Source organism: Aquimarina aggregata, assembly GCF_001632745.1.
Lineage (GTDB): Bacteria > Bacteroidota > Bacteroidia > Flavobacteriales > Flavobacteriaceae > Aquimarina > Aquimarina aggregata.
In genome coordinates this window covers 143,184-161,918 of the sequence record NZ_LQRT01000005.1, presented here as the reverse complement: position 1 = coordinate 161,918, position 18,735 = coordinate 143,184, and the positions used below count along the sequence as shown (strand labels likewise).

The window sequence follows — 18,735 nt, the reverse complement described above, 5'->3', positions numbered from 1 at the left end:
TTGTTTATAGAAAATAGGTACAAAACATTTTTTTTTGAAAAAATAGCAATCGAGTTATTGAAAAAAGATCACGAAATTTTTTGGCTTATTCAAAATAAAGATTTTGCACCTACTATGAAAAAAGCTAAAATCTTTAATATTCCATATCCTAAAAACAATTTTGTAAATAGGGGAGAGAAACAGATAGAGTATATTGAAGAAGCAATTGTTTCAGATAGACAAGTTAGTTTTTTTAAGAAAAAAGGGATTGAGTATTTTTATTACTACAATAGTAAGATAAAAGAGATACTTGATGAAGTAAAACCAAATATTGTTTTTGGTGAGGCAACTGCATTTCATGAATTATTAACCATTGGAAATTGCAAGGAGCAAAATATTTTATTTTTAAACCCAGTAACCTGCAGATACCCTGTGGGGAGATTTTCTTTTTATAAATATGATACATTAGATCCTTTTTCTGGTAGTGGTGAAATTTTAGAAAGGGAAGAGGCGATAGAGATTATAGACGTAATTGTAAATAAAACGATTCGTCCAGATTATATGAAAAATATTGCTAAATCAAAGAGAGAAAAGAGCCTTGATAAAATTAAAAAAATAGCTTCTTACTATAAAGGAGATAAGTATAATATTCCCAATCCATTTATCAAACTAAATCTAGAAAAAGAAAAGAAAAGGAATATTGAAAAATGGGACCTTAGTTCTTATTCTAGAGTAGAAAAAGATAGTAAGTTTGCCATCCTATATCCACTTCAAATGCAACCAGAAGCAAATTTGGATGTATGGGGAAGAAAATATAAAGATCAATCTAAGTTAATAAGATCAATTTCAGAGACTATACCTGATGATGCTATTTTATTCATTAAGCCTAATCCAAAATCTAATTATGAGCTCAACAAAGATTTGTTACGTGTTGTTTCGAATTGTAAAAATATACGAGCATTACATCATAGCGTGAGCATGGAACATGCTTTTAATAATTCGGATTTAATAATTACAGTAACGGGTACTGTAGCTATTGAAAGTGTATTAGCTAACAAACCGGTTGTTACTTTAGTAGAAACAATAAATAACGAAGCTAAGAATTGCAAATTTATTAATTCATTAGAACATTTAAATGAAATAATAAAGAGAGTACGTAATAATAAATTTGAAGAAATAGATTTAGATGAGAAAATTGATTTTATTAATAAGATTAATAAAACAAGCTTTAAGGGGTTATTAACAGATCCATATACCAATGTTAATGTTATTAGTGATCGAAATACTGAAAAGGTTATAAATGCTTTTGAAAAGGTTCTTTCAGAAATCTAGTATTTTACAAATGAAAATATATTTTCTTATCGGTGTTAATCTTTAGTTGTGAAAATGATGATGAGAACTTATCACATTCTATTCAAGGTACGGTAAGTTTACTGATCTATTTGCAAATAATCAAATAGATTCTGGAGAATATTCAGTTATGTTAAATGTCTATAATCCATCGTGTTTTACCTGTTATGGTTAATGGGAATTGTCAAAATTAAAATGTGTTACTCTTATATAGATGTCGAACTTTGCAATTAACCTTTATAAGGTGATTCTATCCTTATATTAATTTTATGAATTATATAAATAAAAGTTTTCTATTAAAACTAAGCCCATATAAAATTACCGTTTATGGTATAGTATTTTGGTTATTTTTATTTATCACAACTTCTTTTAAAGTAAATCACAATTTAGATTTTTTGTCCATTTTTTTTATCGTTATTAATTATATTTTCTTTTTTTTAGGATATTTTTTGTTCAAAACAGATAGTGTAAGCATCAATAATGAAAAGCTATTCTTTTATGACCAAAATATTCTTAAGAAAGTACTTAAAGTAGTATTAATTATAGCAATCTTTGGACTCTTATTAAAATTTTTTGATAAGTTTTATTTGCGTGAGATTTCTATTTCCAATAGTGTATCTGATAACAGAATGCTATTATCACAAAAGGGACCATCAATTATTAGTATTATCTCTGCTATTATTAACCCATTTAGTTTTTTACCATTGTTTTTATATTATAGTATAGGTGAAAAAAGAATAAAGTTATACATCATATGTCTTTTTCTTTTTTTAGTTACTATATATGAATTTTTAAGTACTGGATCGAGATCTGGTATTTTTGTTGTTATTCTACTATTAGTAATATATTTAAGATATTTTAAAAAAATAAGGTTAAATTTAAAACAGATTCTATTGATTGGTACAGGAATATTTTTACTTGGAATATATTCTTTTAATATGTTTATCGATAGAACAAAAGAATATACGATTACTAGAGATAGAGCAGTTAAACATATATTGACAAATGCAGGTTATAATTTTACGTTACAACCTAAAGAAGAAGCAGTAGAAAGAATAGTACATACTAAAAATGAATTGTCACAATCTTTAAAAACGTTTTCTCTTAATTTTGTGCAATATTATATTCATGGTGTATATGAGTTTTCTTTTTTAAGAAAAAATTACAAAGAAAAATTTCATTTTGGGGCATATACTTTTAATATACTTGCAAAGTTTTCGAATATAATTTTTAGAACAAATTTTGATTTAAAAAAAATTCAAAATAGCCCTCCTAGAATTGCGGTTTATATCACTTTTTTTGGACCTTTGTATGTTGATTTTGGATGGTTTTCGATATTTTTCATGTTTTTTTTGGGTGTTTATCAAAAAAATGTATTCAAAAAAATACTAAAGGGTAAAGTTCAATATTTACCGTTATTTTTTTATTTTTTAGTTATCAATTTTTTCATGCTAGTTGTTAACTTTATTGTTGTGGCTCAGGGCATTTATAATATTGTAGCTTTTCTTCTCTTTGCTTGGTTTTTTAGGATATTAACTAGTAAGATTATTTTAAAACATAAAGGAGGCGGTTATAAATATTTTAGAATTATTAAATAAATACTTTTACTTAAAATATGAAGAAATTTTTGACAATACTGTGTTGTTTGTTCCCTTGGAAAATGGCAAATTTATGTCTAAAACTTTTGGGTCATCAAATTGCTTGGAGCGCTAAAATAGGTTTTGTATTTCTATGTGTAGATAAATTAATATTAGGGCCTAAAGTTACGATAGGCCATTTCAATTTTATATATATAAAGAACCTTACAATAGAGGATGAAGGTTACATAGGGAAATTAAATGTAATAAAAGGCCCCCTAAGCTGTGTTTTTAAGAAAAGAGGAGCGATAGGGAATTTAAATTTTATTAAAAGATCTGCTATTGGTATTACCTATGGAGAGGCAAGACTTGAGTTGGGAGAATTAACAAAATTAACTACAAGACATTATATAGATGTAACACGAGATATTATTTTTGGTGATTTTTCTATCCTAGCTGGTTCGGGTTCGCAAATGTGGACGCATGGTTATGTTCACGGTCAAAGTGGTGCAGAAAGAATTAGGGTTGATGGGGAAATTAAAGTTGGGAATAATGTATATATTGGATCGAGATGTATTTTTAATCCCGGAGTTTTAATTGGAGATGGTGTAACTGTGGGGGGGAATTCAGCTGTTACCAAAAATCTTATCGAAAAAGGTATGTATATGTCTCAACGATTAAGACATGTTGAAAAGGATATAAATGAAGTTAGAAACAGGTTAATAAAAGTTACAGATTTTGATACCTTAGATGATGTATATGAAAAGTAAAGTAGTCCTGTTTTTAGTGATTCTCTATTCCTTTAACTCATGTTTAAAAAATGAAAACACTAAGAATATAAATTTTGAAAGTACTCCTAAGAAATTAATTGATGAAGCAAAATATGTCCTATTTGATACATATAAAATAGGAGATGTTAGAAGATATGGCGTTTTTCCAAACGAGAGAATAGGGATGAATCCAAAATCAAATAAAAATGCACTGGAAACTGTAATTGATTTGGCAGAAGGAGGTGTTGAAATTATTTTTCCAGAAGGGTATTATAAAACGAATTTGGTGCTGGAAGGAAGAGAACAATTACGATTACAATTTGATAATGCTAGTTTTGCAGGTGAAATTCGAATTAATGAAAATCTAAAGAAAGAATCTTCTAATATCATATTTTTGGGAAAAGTTACTTCATATTCTCGATTCTTTGTTAGAAAATCGAGAATGATTCGTATAGATGAAATGATTGTTAAAACAGATACAATTTTGAGTTGGGATAAAAAAGAAAGTAGAGGATGTAATATATACCAGGGAGTCGAAGATATTTTTTTTAATAAAGTTATAATTGATGGATTAGGATCTGGAGAGTCCTATTATCAGTATACAAGTGCCGCTATGCAGATTTATGGTTGGAATGATAACCCGAAAAATGTTCGTATTGATAGTTTAATAGTAAATAGTTCTGATCGTAATGGAGCATATATTACAGGTAGTGATCATAAATTTAATTATATTCATATCAAAGATTATGCAACTGGAACTACTAAATTCATGAAACCAATTGAAGATACTTCGGCAGGTGAAGAATTAATTATGTGCGGATTGTGGATTAATAGATGTAATGGTTGCGATTTTAAAGAAATAATAATAAACAATAAAGATAATGATAACTTAGCACTCAAATTAGACGAAGGAAATATAAAAAGCTCTACTGTTATTGACAATATTAATATTCATTATAATAACATAGATTCCCTCCCTATATTTGACCATGAGCTTACGAATATAATAGTTAAAAGTTTAAATTAATGATGAAATTATTGTCAAGAGAAAATATATACACATTTTTATTGTCAGTTTTTTTGGTAACATTACCAATTACTTTTAATCTTAATTCAATATTGCTAATAGGGATAGTGGTATTTTTTGTATTGGATAAACAGGAAAATTTAAAAAATAAAATAAAAAACCAATTAAAAAATAAATTGGTTTTGGCTATGATCCTTTACTTTTTAGTTCAGTGTATCGGAATGATATATACAGAAAATATAGATGAAGGTCTAAAACGTATTACCACATGTATTCCTTTTTTAGTATTACCAATAGTGCTTGTTTCGGAACCTATAAGTAAAAATAAAATAAAGTTAGTAGTAATGATATTTCAAATTGCAGTTATTTTTGCGCTTTGTTACTATGCACTTTTGCAAAAGTTTGAATTTGGAAGATCATTACACTCGATGTCAAGTTTTGCATTTTATAAAGTAGGGATAAGTCAAACGTATCTTGGAGCTATGATTTATCTAGCTACTATTATTAGTATTAGTGAGGCCTATAAAAATAGGAATAGAGCTTTTAATTTGTTGTTAATACCATTCTTTTTATATTTTTTGTTTATATCATCAAGTAGAGTAGCATTATTGGTGTTATTTATCGCGTTGATGTTTTTTGTATTTGTAGAACTTAAAGAAAAGGCAAAGTATATTAAAAGTTTTATAGTTGTTTTAGTTTTAGTTAGTGTTGTTTCGGGAATTTATCTGAGCCCAAGGCTTAATCAGAAATCAAGTGCTTTTTTTAGAACATTTGATTTTGACATGGAAGTAATAATCACAAAGAATAGAATTACAGAAACTAAAAACACTGTAGAGCATAGAATGCTGATTTCATACTTAGCTTTTTCTATAATAAAAGAGAATCCTATATTTGGAGTGGGAACAGGAGATTATAAACAAGAATTATTAAAAAAATACAAATTGATAAACTTTAAGGCGGGTGTCAAATCTGTTTTTAATACCCATAATCAATATATCGAAGAATATTTAAAGGTGGGTTTTTTAGGAGGAATAACGATTTTAGGGTTAATCTTTATATTTTATAAATTAAGTTTGGATCATAAGTCATATATGATGTTTTATGTCACATTATATATTTCTATTGTATGTTTAACCGAATCATTTTTCGTAAGACATCATGGAGTGGCCTTTTCAGTGTTTTTCATTGCTTTTTTTTATAAGTATGAAAAAATTTTTAGTGTATAAAAACCGTGAAAGGACTATTCAAATTTATTAGAGATTACGCACTGTTTGGAATTATTTTCATAGGTACCAAAGGATTAGCATTTATAATACCAATCTTACTTGCTGATATACTACCAACCAACGATTTTGGGATGTTAGAGTGGTCTCTTGGTTCAGTTGCTATGATCATTAGTGCTTTCATAAGCTTAGGTGTACCAGGTGCTTACCCTTATTTTATACTCAAAAGGAAAGAATTAAATCTTAAAAGTGGTTTTGTAATACATCCAATAAGTTTAGTTTTAGTGTTTATTGTTAACCAATTTATTTACTTCATTTTTAATATCCCTTTTGTTTATTATTTAGCTGTAAATATTGCTTTTGTATTAGCAAACCAGTTGTATTATTCATCTGTTTTAAAAAGTAAAGAATTAATATTGAAAGCTGTATTATTCGATACAGGTATTTATTTGGTATTAACAGTTTATTTTTTGGCCGCAAAAATAAACCTAGTATCAGTTTCACTTCAGACAGTGAATTCTTTAATTGTGGGATATGCAATAATTTATGTAATCTATGCAATTTATGTAATTATAAAAACAAAGAATGGACAGATATTTCAGAAGTACCTAGAAATAATAAAATTCAGTTATCATTTATTAATCTCAAGTACATTAATCTTTTTAGTCATTGTTTCAGGAAGAATTTTAGTTGAACACTTTTTTGATGATTATACATTGGTTGGGGTTTATGGGTATTATTATAGAATATCAGCGGCAGTGGTAATGATATATCAAATAATATATATAGTATATTTTAAGAAAATTTACACAATTGATTCTTTAATACTAGACAAATATTATAGTTTTTTTTTCATTTTCATTTTCATTTTTTCTGTAGTCCTTTTTATGGTATCACCATTAATACTTCCACATATTTCAAATTTCTTTTCAGAAACCTATCAAGAACATAAAGGAGTATACTTTATTCTTTCTGTTCAAATGGTAATGTGGATAGCAATTTCTTTGAATTCAAGTATTATCGATAGAGAAAACTTAGCATCTATAAATAATAAATATTTTATTGTACTATTAATTTCGATAGGACTATTATTTTATCTTCTAAGGGATATTTTAGTTTTTAAATTATTAGTGTTTTTGCATTTTTCAACCATTTATTTGGCCGTAATATTACAATACTTTAATTTGAGAAAGAGAAATATTCTCTTTATAAACTCAAGTATAATAATCTCGTTGTTTTATTTTATCACAACAGTTATATTTTTTGTATACTTATTTTAAATTGTTAATAAAAGAAATGTATTTATAAAATTATTTGTTTAACAAAAGCGGGTTAATTTTTTTTTTAAATTAAATTCAGCATAGCTTTGCAAAATAATAATAAAAAGATAGAAAGGGTTGTTGTAATCATTATTTACTAAAAATGACTATACTGTTTAGACCAATCCTAATTTGTTTTAGTAATAAATGCAGATAACATGAAAATTAATTTAGTAATAGATATCTTTTATCCTCAAACCGGGGGACAGCAGTTTAGGTTCTATGAGTTGTTGGAATGCTTCTTAATAGATGGACATGAGGTAGAAGTTTTTACTGTTGCTCATGAAGAGAGTCTTCCTTTACGTGAAGAATTATCTAATGGAATAATAATTAATAGGATTGTCAAAGATTCAGGGTATTATAAAAACGGAGTTTTTGGCAGAAAACTCTCCACATATTTGAAATTTTCTTTCTTAGCAAAGAAATATTTAAAAAATAATGAGGGAGATATGATTATTTTTGACCAGTTTTCTTTTTTAACTGCAATTCTTTATAATTCCAAAACGGTTTTTACAGTTTTGGATTTCGTAGAGTTCAGAAAATCAATAATTTGGAAAATTATTAATAAAAGACTACTTAGATCTACTAATAAAATTGTATGTATAAGTAAATATCTTAAAGAAGAAGTAGATCAATATTTAAAAGACAAATCTAGAACCGTTTTAATTCCCAGTTTAGTACAAACAGAAAAGTATTATTTTTCAAAATCAGAAGAAGAATTTGGTTTATTTATCGGTAGGGTAGAATCACATAAGCATCCAGAGTTGGCAGTATCATCTGTTATAGAATATAATAGAAAGAACAATACTAACTTAAAATTAAAAATAGCAGGGGGGGGATCTATTCTGAAAAACCTTCAATCAGCATATAAGGATAATAGTGTAGTATCATTTTTGGGGTATATAGAAGATAATGAAAAATATGAGTTACTATCTAAAGCAAAATTTTTAATCCTTCCATCTGAAAGAGAAGGGCTCCCAAAATCTTTTATTGAAGCCGTATCATCTGAATTACCTATTGTAACTATTAATTATACTGAGAATTACGGTAGATATTTTGTTGAAGAAAATAAGGTAGGAGAAGTAGCTTCTGGTCCAGAGGATTTATCAACGGCTATAGAAAAAATCATAAATAATAGAGATTTCTATAAAAATAACTGTAAAAATATTATTAAAGATTACGACCTTATTAATGGAGCTAAACAATATTTGAAACTTGTAAAAAAATAAAATGAAAAATATAATAGTAACTGGTGGTGCAGGATTTATTGGTTCTCATGTAGTAGATAAAATAGTAGATAGTGGACTTTATAAAGTAATTGTAATTGACAACTTGTTGGGATCAAACTTTAGTCCGCCGTTTTTTAAAAATGAAAAGGTAATTTACGAATATGGTGATGTAAGTAACTATATGCAGATGAAAGTAGTTTTCGAAAAGTATTCACCATACTATGTTATTCATTTGGCTGCGAACGGAAATGTGCCACTATCTGATGTATATCCATCAGTTGATTTTAACTCAAATGCATTAGGCTCTTTTAATATTCTGAATTTATCAAAAGATTATAATGTTAAAAAGGTTGTATACGCAAGTACGGCAGCCGTGTACGGGGAACCTATTTATACACCAATTGATGAAAAACATGTATTAGGTCCAATTTCAAATTATGGAGTAAGTAAGTTATATGGAGAGCAGCTTGCACGAGCTTATTCAAAGACATATGATCTGCCTTTTACGGCTTTTAGGATATTTAATACTTATGGTCCTAGACAACCTAGATATGTATTGTTTGATTTAATCAAGAAGTTGAAAAATGATAAAGAAAACTTGGAAGTACTCGGAACAGGAGCCCAGATTAGAGATTACGCATATGTAAGCGATACTGCAGAAGTGTTTTTTAAGGCTCTGGATAACGAAAAATCGAATAACAATGTGTATAATATTGCTGGAGGAAACCCTATTTCCATAAAGGAATTGGTTGAATTAATTTGTAACGTTTACGAAATTAGTCCTAGAATTAATTATACAGGTAAGAGTTGGAGAGGAGATATAAACAATTTAACAGCAAATATAGAAAGGCTTAAAGAAGATTTTGATTTTAACCCCCAAGTTAATATTCATAAAGGAGTAAGAAAAACTATAGAATGGTTTATCGAGAATAGAAACTTTATTGAATAAATTCAAAATAATATGAAAATATCAGTAATCGGAACCGGTTATGTCGGCTTAGTTACAGGAACTTGTTTAGCAGAAACAGGTAACGAAGTAGTATGTGTTGATATTGACGAAGAAAAGATTAAAAAAATGAGTAGCGGTGAAGTTCCAATTTATGAACCACACCTTGACGTTCTTTTTGAAAGAAATATTAAAGCAAATCGATTACAGTTTTCAACTTCTTTAGAAGAAGGGTTAAATCATGGCGAAATTATTTTTTTAGCACTACCAACACCAGATAATGGTAGTGGAGCAGCTGATCTCTCATTTGTTTTAGAAGTAGCAGATCAAATAGGTAAATTAATCACGGAGTATAAAGTAATTGTTGATAAAAGTACCGTGCCAGTTGGAACGACAGAAAAGGTGAGAGAAGTTATTGAAAAACACTCTGGATGCAAATTTGATGTAGTGTCAAATCCTGAGTTTTTAAGGGAAGGTTTTGCTGTAGATGATTTTTTAAAACCAGAAAGAATTGTAATCGGCTCAAGTTCTGAAAAGGCTACAGAGTTAATGAGAAAGTTATATAAACCCTTTGTAAGGTCTGGTAATCCTATTATTGTAATGGACGAAAAGTCTGCTGAATTAACTAAGTATGCCGCAAATGCGTTTTTAGCTACAAGAATTACTTTTATGAACGAAATTGCTAACTATTGTGAAAAGGTAGGTGCAGATGTCGATAAAGTGAGAATAGGTATTGGCACAGATTCTCGGATAGGAAAACGTTTCTTATTTCCAGGTATTGGTTATGGGGGGTCTTGTTTTCCTAAAGATGTTAAGGCTCTTCATAATTCTGGAAAAGAGGTGTCTTATGATTTTGAAATTCTTGATGCTGTAATTAGGGTAAACAAAAATCAAAAACAAGCGCTCTTACCTAAGATAAATAAATATTTTCAAGGCGATCTCAAGGGGAAAACTTTCGCGATATGGGGGTTAGCTTTTAAACCAGAAACTGATGATATAAGAGAAGCACCATCAATTGAAATTATTAATAATTTGTTAGATGAAGGATCAAAAATTAATGCATTTGACCCTGAGGCAATGACAAATGTGAAAAATAAATTGGGGGATAAGATTAATTTTGCAAGTTCTATGTATGATGCATTGCAAGATGCAGACGCATTAATCATTTGTACAGAGTGGAGTATATTTAGAACACCTGATTTTAATAAAATAAGAAATAAATTGGTTAATAACGTTATCTTTGATGGTAGAAACCTTTACGATATTCAGGATATAGAAAAGGAACAAATTACTTACTTCTCTATAGGAAGAAAAGACATTAAATTATAGGCATGCAAAAAGTTCTAATTACAGGAGCAGCAGGTTTTCTAGGATCTCACCTATGTGATCGGTTTATAAAAGAAGGTTTTTATGTCATTGCAATGGATAATCTTATTACTGGAGATCTTAAAAATTTAGAACACCTTTTTAAATTAGAGACTTTCGAATTTTATAACCATGATGTTTCAAAATTTGTGCATGTGCCAGGAAAATTAGATTATATCCTGCATTTTGCTTCTCCCGCGAGCCCTATTGATTATTTAAAAATTCCAATTCAGACGTTAAAAGTTGGATCTTTAGGAACACATAATCTACTAGGTTTAGCCAAAGAAAAAAAAGCAAGAATTTTGATTGCATCCACCAGCGAAGTATACGGAGACCCGTTAGTACATCCTCAAACCGAGGATTACTATGGTAATGTGAACACTATAGGACCAAGAGGAGTTTATGACGAGGCAAAACGCTTTCAAGAGTCAATTACCATGGCATATCATACGTATCATGGATTAGAAACTAGAATAGTTAGAATTTTTAATACCTACGGGCCCAGAATGAGATTAAATGATGGGAGAGTAGTTCCTGCATTTATTGGCCAAGCTTTACGAGGTGAAGATTTAACGGTTTTTGGAGAAGGATTGCAAACACGTTCTTTTTGTTATGTAGATGATTTAGTAGAAGGTATTTATAGACTCCTTTTTAGCGATTATGTATATCCTGTTAATATTGGAAATCCTGATGAAATTACTATTAAGGATTTTGCAAAAGAGATTATAAAACTTACAGGAACTAAGCAAAAGATAATTTATAAAGACTTACCGACTAATGATCCACTTCAAAGACAACCAGATATTTCTAAAGCAAAAGAGATAATAGGATGGGAACCAAAATTTGATAGAAATAAAGGGATGAAGAGGACATTAGATTATTTCAAAGAGTTTTCAGAAGAAGAACTCAAAAAAAGTGAACATAGAGATTTTTCAAAAAAGTAATTAAACACTACATGAGTAATAGAATAGGTAGATATTCAGGATACATAAAGCCTCTTTTCTGTTTGGTTGATTTACTTATATTAAATTTCACAATAATATTCTTTGAAATTAATATAAAGCATAAGCTCTTGTTTTCGATATATATATCGGCTTTATGGATTATTCTTTCTATAAAAAATAAGTTTTATGATGTAAAACGTTTTTCGCGGGTTATTCAAATTCTAGCTTCGTTAATTCGTCAGTTTTTAATTTTTGCACTCGTTTTATATGCGTTTATCGGCTTTTTTAAACAACCCCTTATAAGTAGATTAGAGCTAGCAAAGTATTTTATAGCCTTAATAGGTTTAATTACTTTTACTAAGTTCGTTTTAATTTACTTATTATCTAAGTATCGAAAAATCTTTGGAGGAAATATTAGAAAAGTAGTGGTAATTGGGGATAATAAAAATACACATCAATTAATAAAAATATTTAATGATAAGCCAGAATTTGGATATAGATTTCAAAGGAAATTTGGCGTAAAAGGCGAAGATTTTGATCTAGATAATTGTTTTTATTATATAGTCGAGAACGAAATTGATGAGGTGTACTGTTCTATCGCAGAGTTATCAAATGAACAATTACGTTCGATAGTGAATTTCACGGAAAACAATTTGAAAGTCCTGAAATTCATTCCAGATAACAAAGATATTTTTACCAAAAAATTAATATTTAATTATTACGAATATATACCTGTATTATCATTTCGCGAAATACCGTTGGATGACTCTATAAATAAATTTACAAAGAGAGCTTTCGATATATTATTGTCATTATTTGTCCTAATATGTATCCTATCATGGCTAACTCCTCTTATTGGGTTGCTTATTCAAATAGAATCAAAAGGACCAATATTTTTTAAACAGCTTCGCAATGGATTAGATTATAGAGAGTTTTATTGCTATAAATACCGATCCATGAAACCAAGTACAAGTGCTAATCAAGCTACACGTGGCGATGCTAGAGTGACTAAGGTTGGAAAGTTTATTCGAAGAACCAGCATTGATGAATTACCACAGTTTATAAATGTCCTTAAAGGTGATATGTCTGTAGTGGGACCTAGACCGCATATGGTTAAGCATAATGAAGAGTTTGCGCAGAAGGTAGATAAATTTATGGTACGTCACTTTGTAAAGCCTGGAATAACTGGTTTGGCTCAAATAAGCGGTTTTAGAGGAGAAATAGAGACTAAAAAAGATATCGTTAATCGAGTGAAATATGATATATTTTATGTCGAGAGCTGGTCATTACTATTGGATATTAAGATTGTTGTTCTTACAGCATTAAATGCTATAAAAGGAGAAGAGAAGGCATATTAATACTAATATATCAAATGCGCAATGATCAATAAAATAAACTCCTTTTAATTTCATTTTTAATTAGAGGTAATTAGATAGTCTTTCAAATATGAACTTAAGTAAAATCGTAGCTAGTTTTACCAGTATGTTTTACAGGGAAGAAAATAATCTTGTATTAGCTACCTTTTGGAATAGTTTATACATTGCTTTTTTTCTATTACCATTAGGAATTAATTTACCGACCCCTTTTTTTATAATATCAATTATTCTTGGTCTAATTAATATAATAAGGACTAAAAGGAAAATAGTTTTCGATAATAAAGAAGTATTACTCTTTCCTTTGTATTTTATGATCATGGCGATTAGCTTAATTTATACAGATAACATTTCAGATGGAATAGAGTTATTACAAAGATCATTATCCTTGTTATTTTTCCCTATTATCTTCCTTTTTGTTAAAGAAGACGCATCCACAGTAAAAAAACTTTTTGATTTTCTATTGTTAGGATTAATGGTGTCTTTTTTTATAAACCTTTTTTATTCTTTTTGTGACATCTCCCCAATTCTTAAGGCTAATTTTGAATCGTTTAAAGCTTCTCCAGAAGGTGTATCGATACTATTAGGAGCTCTAAATAATGCTTGGAACTATTTTATAAGAGTAGAGTTCTCGGGATTGGTTAACTCTAACTATGTGTCATTGTACATTTTACTGGTATTGAGTTATTACCTTAAAAATAAGCTACAATCCAAACTGCAAGTGTTTATCGTTGTTGTATTGTTTCTTTATCTTTTCTTATTAGCTTCTATAGCAGCATATCTTATTTTAGGAATTATGTGTTTGCTATTGATTTTTAACATTTCTGAAAAAAGCAAAAAGTATACAATCTCAATACTTTTTGTATTGGGATTGATAGTTTTTTTACAGAACCCTAGAGTATTTGTTTTTTATAAGAATGTATCAGAGAATACCATTCAAAACACAAAAATCGATAATACTACCGTAGAAAAATCTAGATTGTTAACTTGGGATGCCAGTATAAAACTAATACAAGAAGCACCATTGTTGGGTTATGGTATAGGAGATACTAATGATGTTTTGATGAAAAAATATGAAGAGTTAAACTATGTAAGTAACTATACAAATAAGTACAATGCTCATAACCAATTTTTACAAACTTTTCTTCAAACGGGAGTTATAGGATTTCTAATTTTGATTTCTATTTTTATTTTGCTTGCTCTAAGAATGAGACGAAGTCGAAATGAATTTTCTGTTTTTCTAATACTCTTTATATCTCTGTTTTTTGAATCTATGCTAGTTAGATTTAATGGGATTGTATTTTTCTCTATTGTCATTCCCTTACTACTTAAAAAAAGAAGCATTTTAAGCAGTAGAATTATACGTAATATACCTTTTAAAAGTAACGAATAAAAGCCAAATTCGTTCTTCTATCAAATTAAAATTTGAGTAAAACACGATCCAACTTGTCTCAAAAAATGAGACAAAGGATAGTTAGTATTGCAGGTGAACTATTAAATACTATATGAGTATGTTGAAATTATTTTCAATATAGGGGTATCATTTCTGGTCATAAAGACATTAATATAAATTAAGCAAAACCAATCAATCTTATGAAAAAGTACATTTTTATAATAGTACTACTTAGCGTAACAGTCATAAATGCTCAAAATTTTGATAATCTAATCGCTAATTATGGAATAAATAAATCAATCACTTGGTTTTCCTCAAACTATGGTTCTGGATTTGGTCATAGAATCATTAATCATGACCCTGGAGGACAAACCTTATTAAAGTTTCAAGGAAGACATAATAGTGCAACATGGTTAGATTATATGACCTTGACATCTAGAGGTAGACTAGGACTGGGAACTACAACTCCTAGTAGTTTATTAACACTAGATTCTCCTGGAACCACAGAGCTTACAATCTCAGGAGATCATACCGGTGCTATCAATGCAGGACTAGTACTTAAAGCACGAAGTAGTGTTAATCAAAGAGGTCTCGGAATGTTTATGTACGATACAGGAGGGCAAAACGAATGGTTTGCAGGTAGACCCTATAGTGGCTCAGATACATTTGTGATATATCGAAGAGATAATATTACAAATCATGATGTGTTAACCTCTAGCCTATCTCATAATACAGGTAATAAGGTCACAAAAGCTCTATTTAGTATTAATAATAAAGGAAATGTTGGTATTGGGACTAAGACTCCTAGCAATGCTCAGGGTTGGCATGGAGCATTAGATGTAAGAGGAGCAAGTCATTCAAAGATTCTTGCTACAAGTAATACCGCTGGAGTAAAAACAGGGATCTTTTCGCACGGTGCTAACTGGAAGGGTGTAGTAGGAAGATTAGGGACAGAAAGTAATCATGATTTACGTTTAATGGCAGGATACGGTAAGGATCAAATTACTATTAAAACTAATGGAAATGTAGGTATCGGAACGACTATACCCGATGCAAGACTTGCTGTAAAAGGAAGCATCCATGCCGAAGAAGTAAAAATAGACTTAAGTGTTCCTGCACCAGATTATGTATTTAAGAAAGATTACAGCTTACTATCAATAAAAGAAGTAGAAAAGCACATCAAAGAAAATGGGCATTTACCAAACATCCCATCTGCTAAAACGATGGAAAATGATGGAGTAGAACTTGGTATAATGAATATGAAGCTTCTTGAGAAAATTGAAGAACTCACCTTGTATACCATTGCGCAACAAAAAGAAATAGAACTTCTTAAAAACCAAAATTTGAAAATTGAAGTATTAGAAAAAATACTAAACGAATTATTAGAAAAGAATTAACGAAACAAATCACATGAAGAAATCTTTACTCATCGTTCTATCCATCGCATCGATTAGTATTTACGCTCAAAATACATATCCTCCCACAGGGAATGTAACGATTGGTTCTAATTTTGGAGCTAGTATATCTGGTACTACTGGAGGTAATGCTATTTTTGGAACTAATTTAGCATTATTACAAGGAGGGGCTAATCACAATAAATTGTATACCCCATTTGGGCATAGTAATAACTATGGTTTTGCAGGTGTACAAGCAAGTTGGAGTAAAATTCTTTTTTACACTGAAAAAAGAAACACAACGGCTAATCAAGTTATCAATCCAACACCAAGAATGATTATTAATGATGTTGGAAATGTAGGAATAGGAACGACCGTTCCTAGAGAAAAACTAGAAGTCAAAGGAAAAATATTCCTTAATTCTGGCCCCGATGATGATGGGATCTATTGGGCACGCCATAATATGACTATGGGAACTATTCCTGGCAGTTATAATCATAACAATTTTCGTTTAAAACCAGGAGGCTCCTCAAGGGGAGTATTGCAATCCGTACTTCAAATGTATACTGCAAATTCTGAAAGTAGCCATACAGAAAAAATAAGGCTACATTCTTCGGGTAATTCATTTCTTAATGGTGGTAATGTGGGTATAGGAACTACAAACCCGATTTCAAAATTACAGGTAAATGGAGATTTTTATTTATACAGCAATGAATCATATGATTCAGGGTGGGGTAAGACTTATTTCTATTGGAGAAGACATTCTCTAATAATGGGTACACCAGCAGGAACGTATGCTCATAATAAAATTGAAATGAAGCCTGGTGGATCGTCTCAAGGAGAACTAATATCCACCTTAGAGTTATATCAGGCCTTAGGAGAAAATGTTCAAGAAGAAAGAGTAAGAATTACGTCTAGCAAAACACATCCAACTTTCTTTAATGCTGGTAAAGTTGGAATAGGTACTACAACTCCAGACGCTAAACTTACTGTTAAAGGACAAATACATGCCGAAGAAGTAAAGATAGATTTAAGTGTACCTGCACCAGATTATGTATTCAAAAACGATTACAATCTATTGTCAATAGAGGAAGTTAAACAACACATTCAGGAGAAAGGACATTTGCCTAATATTCCATCTGCAGAAGTTATGGAAAATGATGGAGTAGCACTAGGTGTTATGAACATGAAACTTCTTGAAAAAATTGAAGAGCTAACCCTGTATACCATTCAGCAGGAAACAGAGATTAAGGAATTAAAACTATTAAATAAAAAACTTCTTGAGTTACAATCAAGACTTGAAATACTTGAGTCTAGATAGCATAATATTCATAAACTATATTAAGAAAATGAAAAAAGTAATATTAGTAATTATTGTATTCACAATTGTACTTACTGCAAAGGCACAAGATGAAACGGTTAATGGAATATTAACTATTAATAAAAATATATCACAACCCCAAAAACCTTATTCACTATTAAAATTGAAAACAAATAATGGTGTTTATGACGGAAATAATGGTCCTGCTATTGAGTTTGCAACCAATATCGGATTAGGAAAGATCGCTGGAGTTGATGAAAGAAGTAATAATTCAAGTACATATCAAGGAGGTTTAGTATTTAAAACGAGACTTCATACCCAAGGAAATGATAGTGGATTTTATGAACGCATGAGAATTACCTCCAATGGTAATATTGGTATTGGAACAAACAATCCTAATGTATTATTAGAACTAAGTAAATCCGAAGATTTAGGAAATGCAGCTATGTTAAAACTAAAGAATCAAGGTGCTGTTTTTAAGAAAAATAGCGGTCCTAGTATCGAATTTTCTACCAATATAGGTTTAGCCAAAATTCTTGGAGTTGATGAAAGAAGTAATAATTCAAGTACATATCAAGGAGGTTTAGTATTTAAAACTAGGCTTCATAATCAAGGAAATGATAGCGGGTTTTATGAGCGCATGAGAATTATCGCTAATGGTAATGTAGGTATTGGTACTGCAACTCCAGATGCTAGACTTACTGTAAAAGGAAAAATTCATGCCGAGGAGGTAAAGATAGATCTAAGCGTGCCTGCACCAGATTATGTGTTCAAAAAAGAATATGAGTTATTAACGATCGATGAGGTTCAACAGCACATCAAAGAAAAAGGTCATTTGCCAAATATTCCGTCTGCAGAAGTTATGGAGAATAATGGTATCGAACTAGGAGCGATGAATATGAAACTACTTGAAAAAATAGAAGAGTTAACCTTATACACTATAGCACAAGAAAAAGAAATAAAAACACTTAAAGAACAACAGCAAAATACAGCATTGACTCAAAGAGTTAAAGATCTTGAAAAAATAATTGAGAATTTACTTAACACATCAACAAATGAAGAATAACATACTTAGGATATCAATTTTTCTAATTACAACACTCGGATTTTCGCAATCTAAGTTAGTGTTTACTTATGATATGGCAGGTAATCAAGTAAAGAGAGAATATTGTAAAGATGGAGATTGTAATACCAAAAGACAAACAGCTCCAGAGGAAGAAATCAAAGAAGAGATCCAAGAGGAGATAAGCGAGCTTACAGAATTTGACAAAAGTATAGCGGTGTTTCCAAATCCTACCAAAGGACTTTTAACAATCAATTGGAATCAAGAATATAGTAGTACAATCAAAGAAATCATATTGATTGATGTGGCTTCTAAGGTATATAATGTAAAATATACACCGGGAAACCACCAGGCTAAAATAGACTTGTCCTCATGGCCAGACGGCCTTTATGTGGTAAGATTTTTTCTTACCGACGGAAACTCTCTTACCAAAAAAATTATTAAAAAATAACAGCGCTATAT

Annotated in this window: 16 protein-coding genes; all 16 read left to right on the top strand. The window is 29.7% G+C overall.

Going from position 1 to position 18,735, the window contains the following annotated elements:
- The 16 genes from AWE51_RS08830 to AWE51_RS08755 all read left to right on the top strand — a co-directional run bounded on the left by AWE51_RS08830 (position 1) and on the right by AWE51_RS08755 (position 18,724).
- Positions 1-1,311 (top strand): capsular polysaccharide export protein, LipB/KpsS family, encoded by a 1,311-nt coding sequence (locus tag AWE51_RS08830; protein WP_157766049.1) that lies wholly within the window; start codon positions 1-3, stop codon positions 1,309-1,311.
- A gap of 287 nt (positions 1,312-1,598) precedes the next feature.
- Positions 1,599-2,927 (top strand): O-antigen polymerase, encoded by a 1,329-nt coding sequence (locus AWE51_RS08825; protein ID WP_066312334.1) that lies wholly within the window; start codon positions 1,599-1,601, stop codon positions 2,925-2,927.
- 17 nt (positions 2,928-2,944) lie between these two features.
- Positions 2,945-3,676 carry an acyltransferase gene (locus tag AWE51_RS08820; protein WP_066312332.1) on the top strand — a complete coding sequence of 244 codons (732 nt, stop codon included), beginning with the start codon at positions 2,945-2,947 and terminating at the stop codon, positions 3,674-3,676.
- Entirely contained in the window at positions 3,666-4,703 is a 1,038-nt protein-coding gene (locus tag AWE51_RS08815; protein ID WP_157766048.1) for a hypothetical protein, read from the top strand. The genes AWE51_RS08820 and AWE51_RS08815 overlap by 11 nt, the downstream gene beginning before the upstream one ends.
- Positions 4,703-5,929: an O-antigen ligase family protein gene (locus AWE51_RS08810; RefSeq protein WP_066312326.1), complete on the top strand. Its 1,227-nt coding sequence runs from the start codon at positions 4,703-4,705 to the stop codon at positions 5,927-5,929. The genes AWE51_RS08815 and AWE51_RS08810 overlap by 1 nt, the downstream gene beginning before the upstream one ends.
- Positions 5,930-5,934: 5 nt before the next feature.
- Positions 5,935-7,206, top strand: a complete 1,272-nt coding sequence (locus AWE51_RS08805; protein ID WP_066312321.1) for a polysaccharide biosynthesis protein — start codon at positions 5,935-5,937, stop codon at positions 7,204-7,206.
- 197 nt (positions 7,207-7,403) lie between these two features.
- Positions 7,404-8,474 carry a glycosyltransferase family 4 protein gene (locus AWE51_RS08800; RefSeq protein ID WP_066312319.1) on the top strand — a complete coding sequence of 357 codons (1,071 nt, stop codon included), beginning with the start codon at positions 7,404-7,406 and terminating at the stop codon, positions 8,472-8,474.
- 1 nt (position 8,475) lies between these two features.
- Complete coding sequence (locus tag AWE51_RS08795; protein WP_066312317.1) at positions 8,476-9,423, top strand: NAD-dependent epimerase/dehydratase family protein; 948 nt, start codon at positions 8,476-8,478, stop codon at positions 9,421-9,423.
- Positions 9,424-9,435: 12 nt separating this feature from the next.
- Entirely contained in the window at positions 9,436-10,749 is a 1,314-nt protein-coding gene (locus tag AWE51_RS08790) for a UDP-glucose dehydrogenase family protein (protein WP_066312313.1), read from the top strand.
- 2 nt (positions 10,750-10,751) lie between these two features.
- Positions 10,752-11,729 carry a UDP-glucuronic acid decarboxylase family protein gene (locus AWE51_RS08785; RefSeq protein WP_066312312.1) on the top strand — a complete coding sequence of 326 codons (978 nt, stop codon included), beginning with the start codon at positions 10,752-10,754 and terminating at the stop codon, positions 11,727-11,729.
- An 11-nt stretch (positions 11,730-11,740) separates the two neighbouring features.
- Positions 11,741-13,087, top strand: coding sequence for an exopolysaccharide biosynthesis polyprenyl glycosylphosphotransferase (locus tag AWE51_RS08780; protein ID WP_066312311.1), 1,347 nt, complete (start codon positions 11,741-11,743; stop codon positions 13,085-13,087).
- Between the two features lie 88 nt (positions 13,088-13,175).
- On the top strand, positions 13,176-14,495 hold the full coding sequence (locus AWE51_RS08775; protein WP_066312310.1) for an O-antigen ligase family protein: 1,320 nt from the start codon (positions 13,176-13,178) through the stop codon (positions 14,493-14,495).
- A gap of 200 nt (positions 14,496-14,695) precedes the next feature.
- Positions 14,696-15,892 carry a tail fiber protein gene (locus AWE51_RS08770; protein ID WP_066312302.1) on the top strand — a complete coding sequence of 399 codons (1,197 nt, stop codon included), beginning with the start codon at positions 14,696-14,698 and terminating at the stop codon, positions 15,890-15,892.
- A 13-nt stretch (positions 15,893-15,905) separates the two neighbouring features.
- Positions 15,906-17,210 carry a tail fiber protein gene (locus tag AWE51_RS08765; protein ID WP_066312301.1) on the top strand — a complete coding sequence of 435 codons (1,305 nt, stop codon included), beginning with the start codon at positions 15,906-15,908 and terminating at the stop codon, positions 17,208-17,210.
- A gap of 28 nt (positions 17,211-17,238) precedes the next feature.
- Positions 17,239-18,276, top strand: a complete 1,038-nt coding sequence (locus tag AWE51_RS08760; protein WP_066312300.1) for a tail fiber protein — start codon at positions 17,239-17,241, stop codon at positions 18,274-18,276.
- Positions 18,266-18,724 carry a T9SS type A sorting domain-containing protein gene (locus tag AWE51_RS08755; RefSeq protein ID WP_066312299.1) on the top strand — a complete coding sequence of 153 codons (459 nt, stop codon included), beginning with the start codon at positions 18,266-18,268 and terminating at the stop codon, positions 18,722-18,724. Before AWE51_RS08760 ends, AWE51_RS08755 begins: the two co-directional genes overlap by 11 nt.
- Positions 18,725-18,735 lie beyond the last annotated feature (11 nt).

Coding starts and splice junctions, on each gene's coding strand:
- AWE51_RS08825 (WP_066312334.1), top strand. CDS start 1,599: ATGAATTATATAAATAAAAGTTTTCTATTAAAACTAAGCCCATATAAA.
- AWE51_RS08820 (WP_066312332.1), top strand. CDS start 2,945: ATGAAGAAATTTTTGACAATACTGTGTTGTTTGTTCCCTTGGAAAATG.
- AWE51_RS08815 (WP_157766048.1), top strand. CDS start 3,666: ATGAAAAGTAAAGTAGTCCTGTTTTTAGTGATTCTCTATTCCTTTAAC.
- AWE51_RS08810 (WP_066312326.1), top strand. CDS start 4,703: ATGATGAAATTATTGTCAAGAGAAAATATATACACATTTTTATTGTCA.
- AWE51_RS08800 (WP_066312319.1), top strand. CDS start 7,404: ATGAAAATTAATTTAGTAATAGATATCTTTTATCCTCAAACCGGGGGA.
- AWE51_RS08795 (WP_066312317.1), top strand. CDS start 8,476: ATGAAAAATATAATAGTAACTGGTGGTGCAGGATTTATTGGTTCTCAT.
- AWE51_RS08790 (WP_066312313.1), top strand. CDS start 9,436: ATGAAAATATCAGTAATCGGAACCGGTTATGTCGGCTTAGTTACAGGA.
- AWE51_RS08785 (WP_066312312.1), top strand. CDS start 10,752: ATGCAAAAAGTTCTAATTACAGGAGCAGCAGGTTTTCTAGGATCTCAC.
- AWE51_RS08780 (WP_066312311.1), top strand. CDS start 11,741: ATGAGTAATAGAATAGGTAGATATTCAGGATACATAAAGCCTCTTTTC.
- AWE51_RS08775 (WP_066312310.1), top strand. CDS start 13,176: ATGAACTTAAGTAAAATCGTAGCTAGTTTTACCAGTATGTTTTACAGG.
- AWE51_RS08770 (WP_066312302.1), top strand. CDS start 14,696: ATGAAAAAGTACATTTTTATAATAGTACTACTTAGCGTAACAGTCATA.
- AWE51_RS08765 (WP_066312301.1), top strand. CDS start 15,906: ATGAAGAAATCTTTACTCATCGTTCTATCCATCGCATCGATTAGTATT.
- AWE51_RS08760 (WP_066312300.1), top strand. CDS start 17,239: ATGAAAAAAGTAATATTAGTAATTATTGTATTCACAATTGTACTTACT.
- AWE51_RS08755 (WP_066312299.1), top strand. CDS start 18,266: ATGAAGAATAACATACTTAGGATATCAATTTTTCTAATTACAACACTC.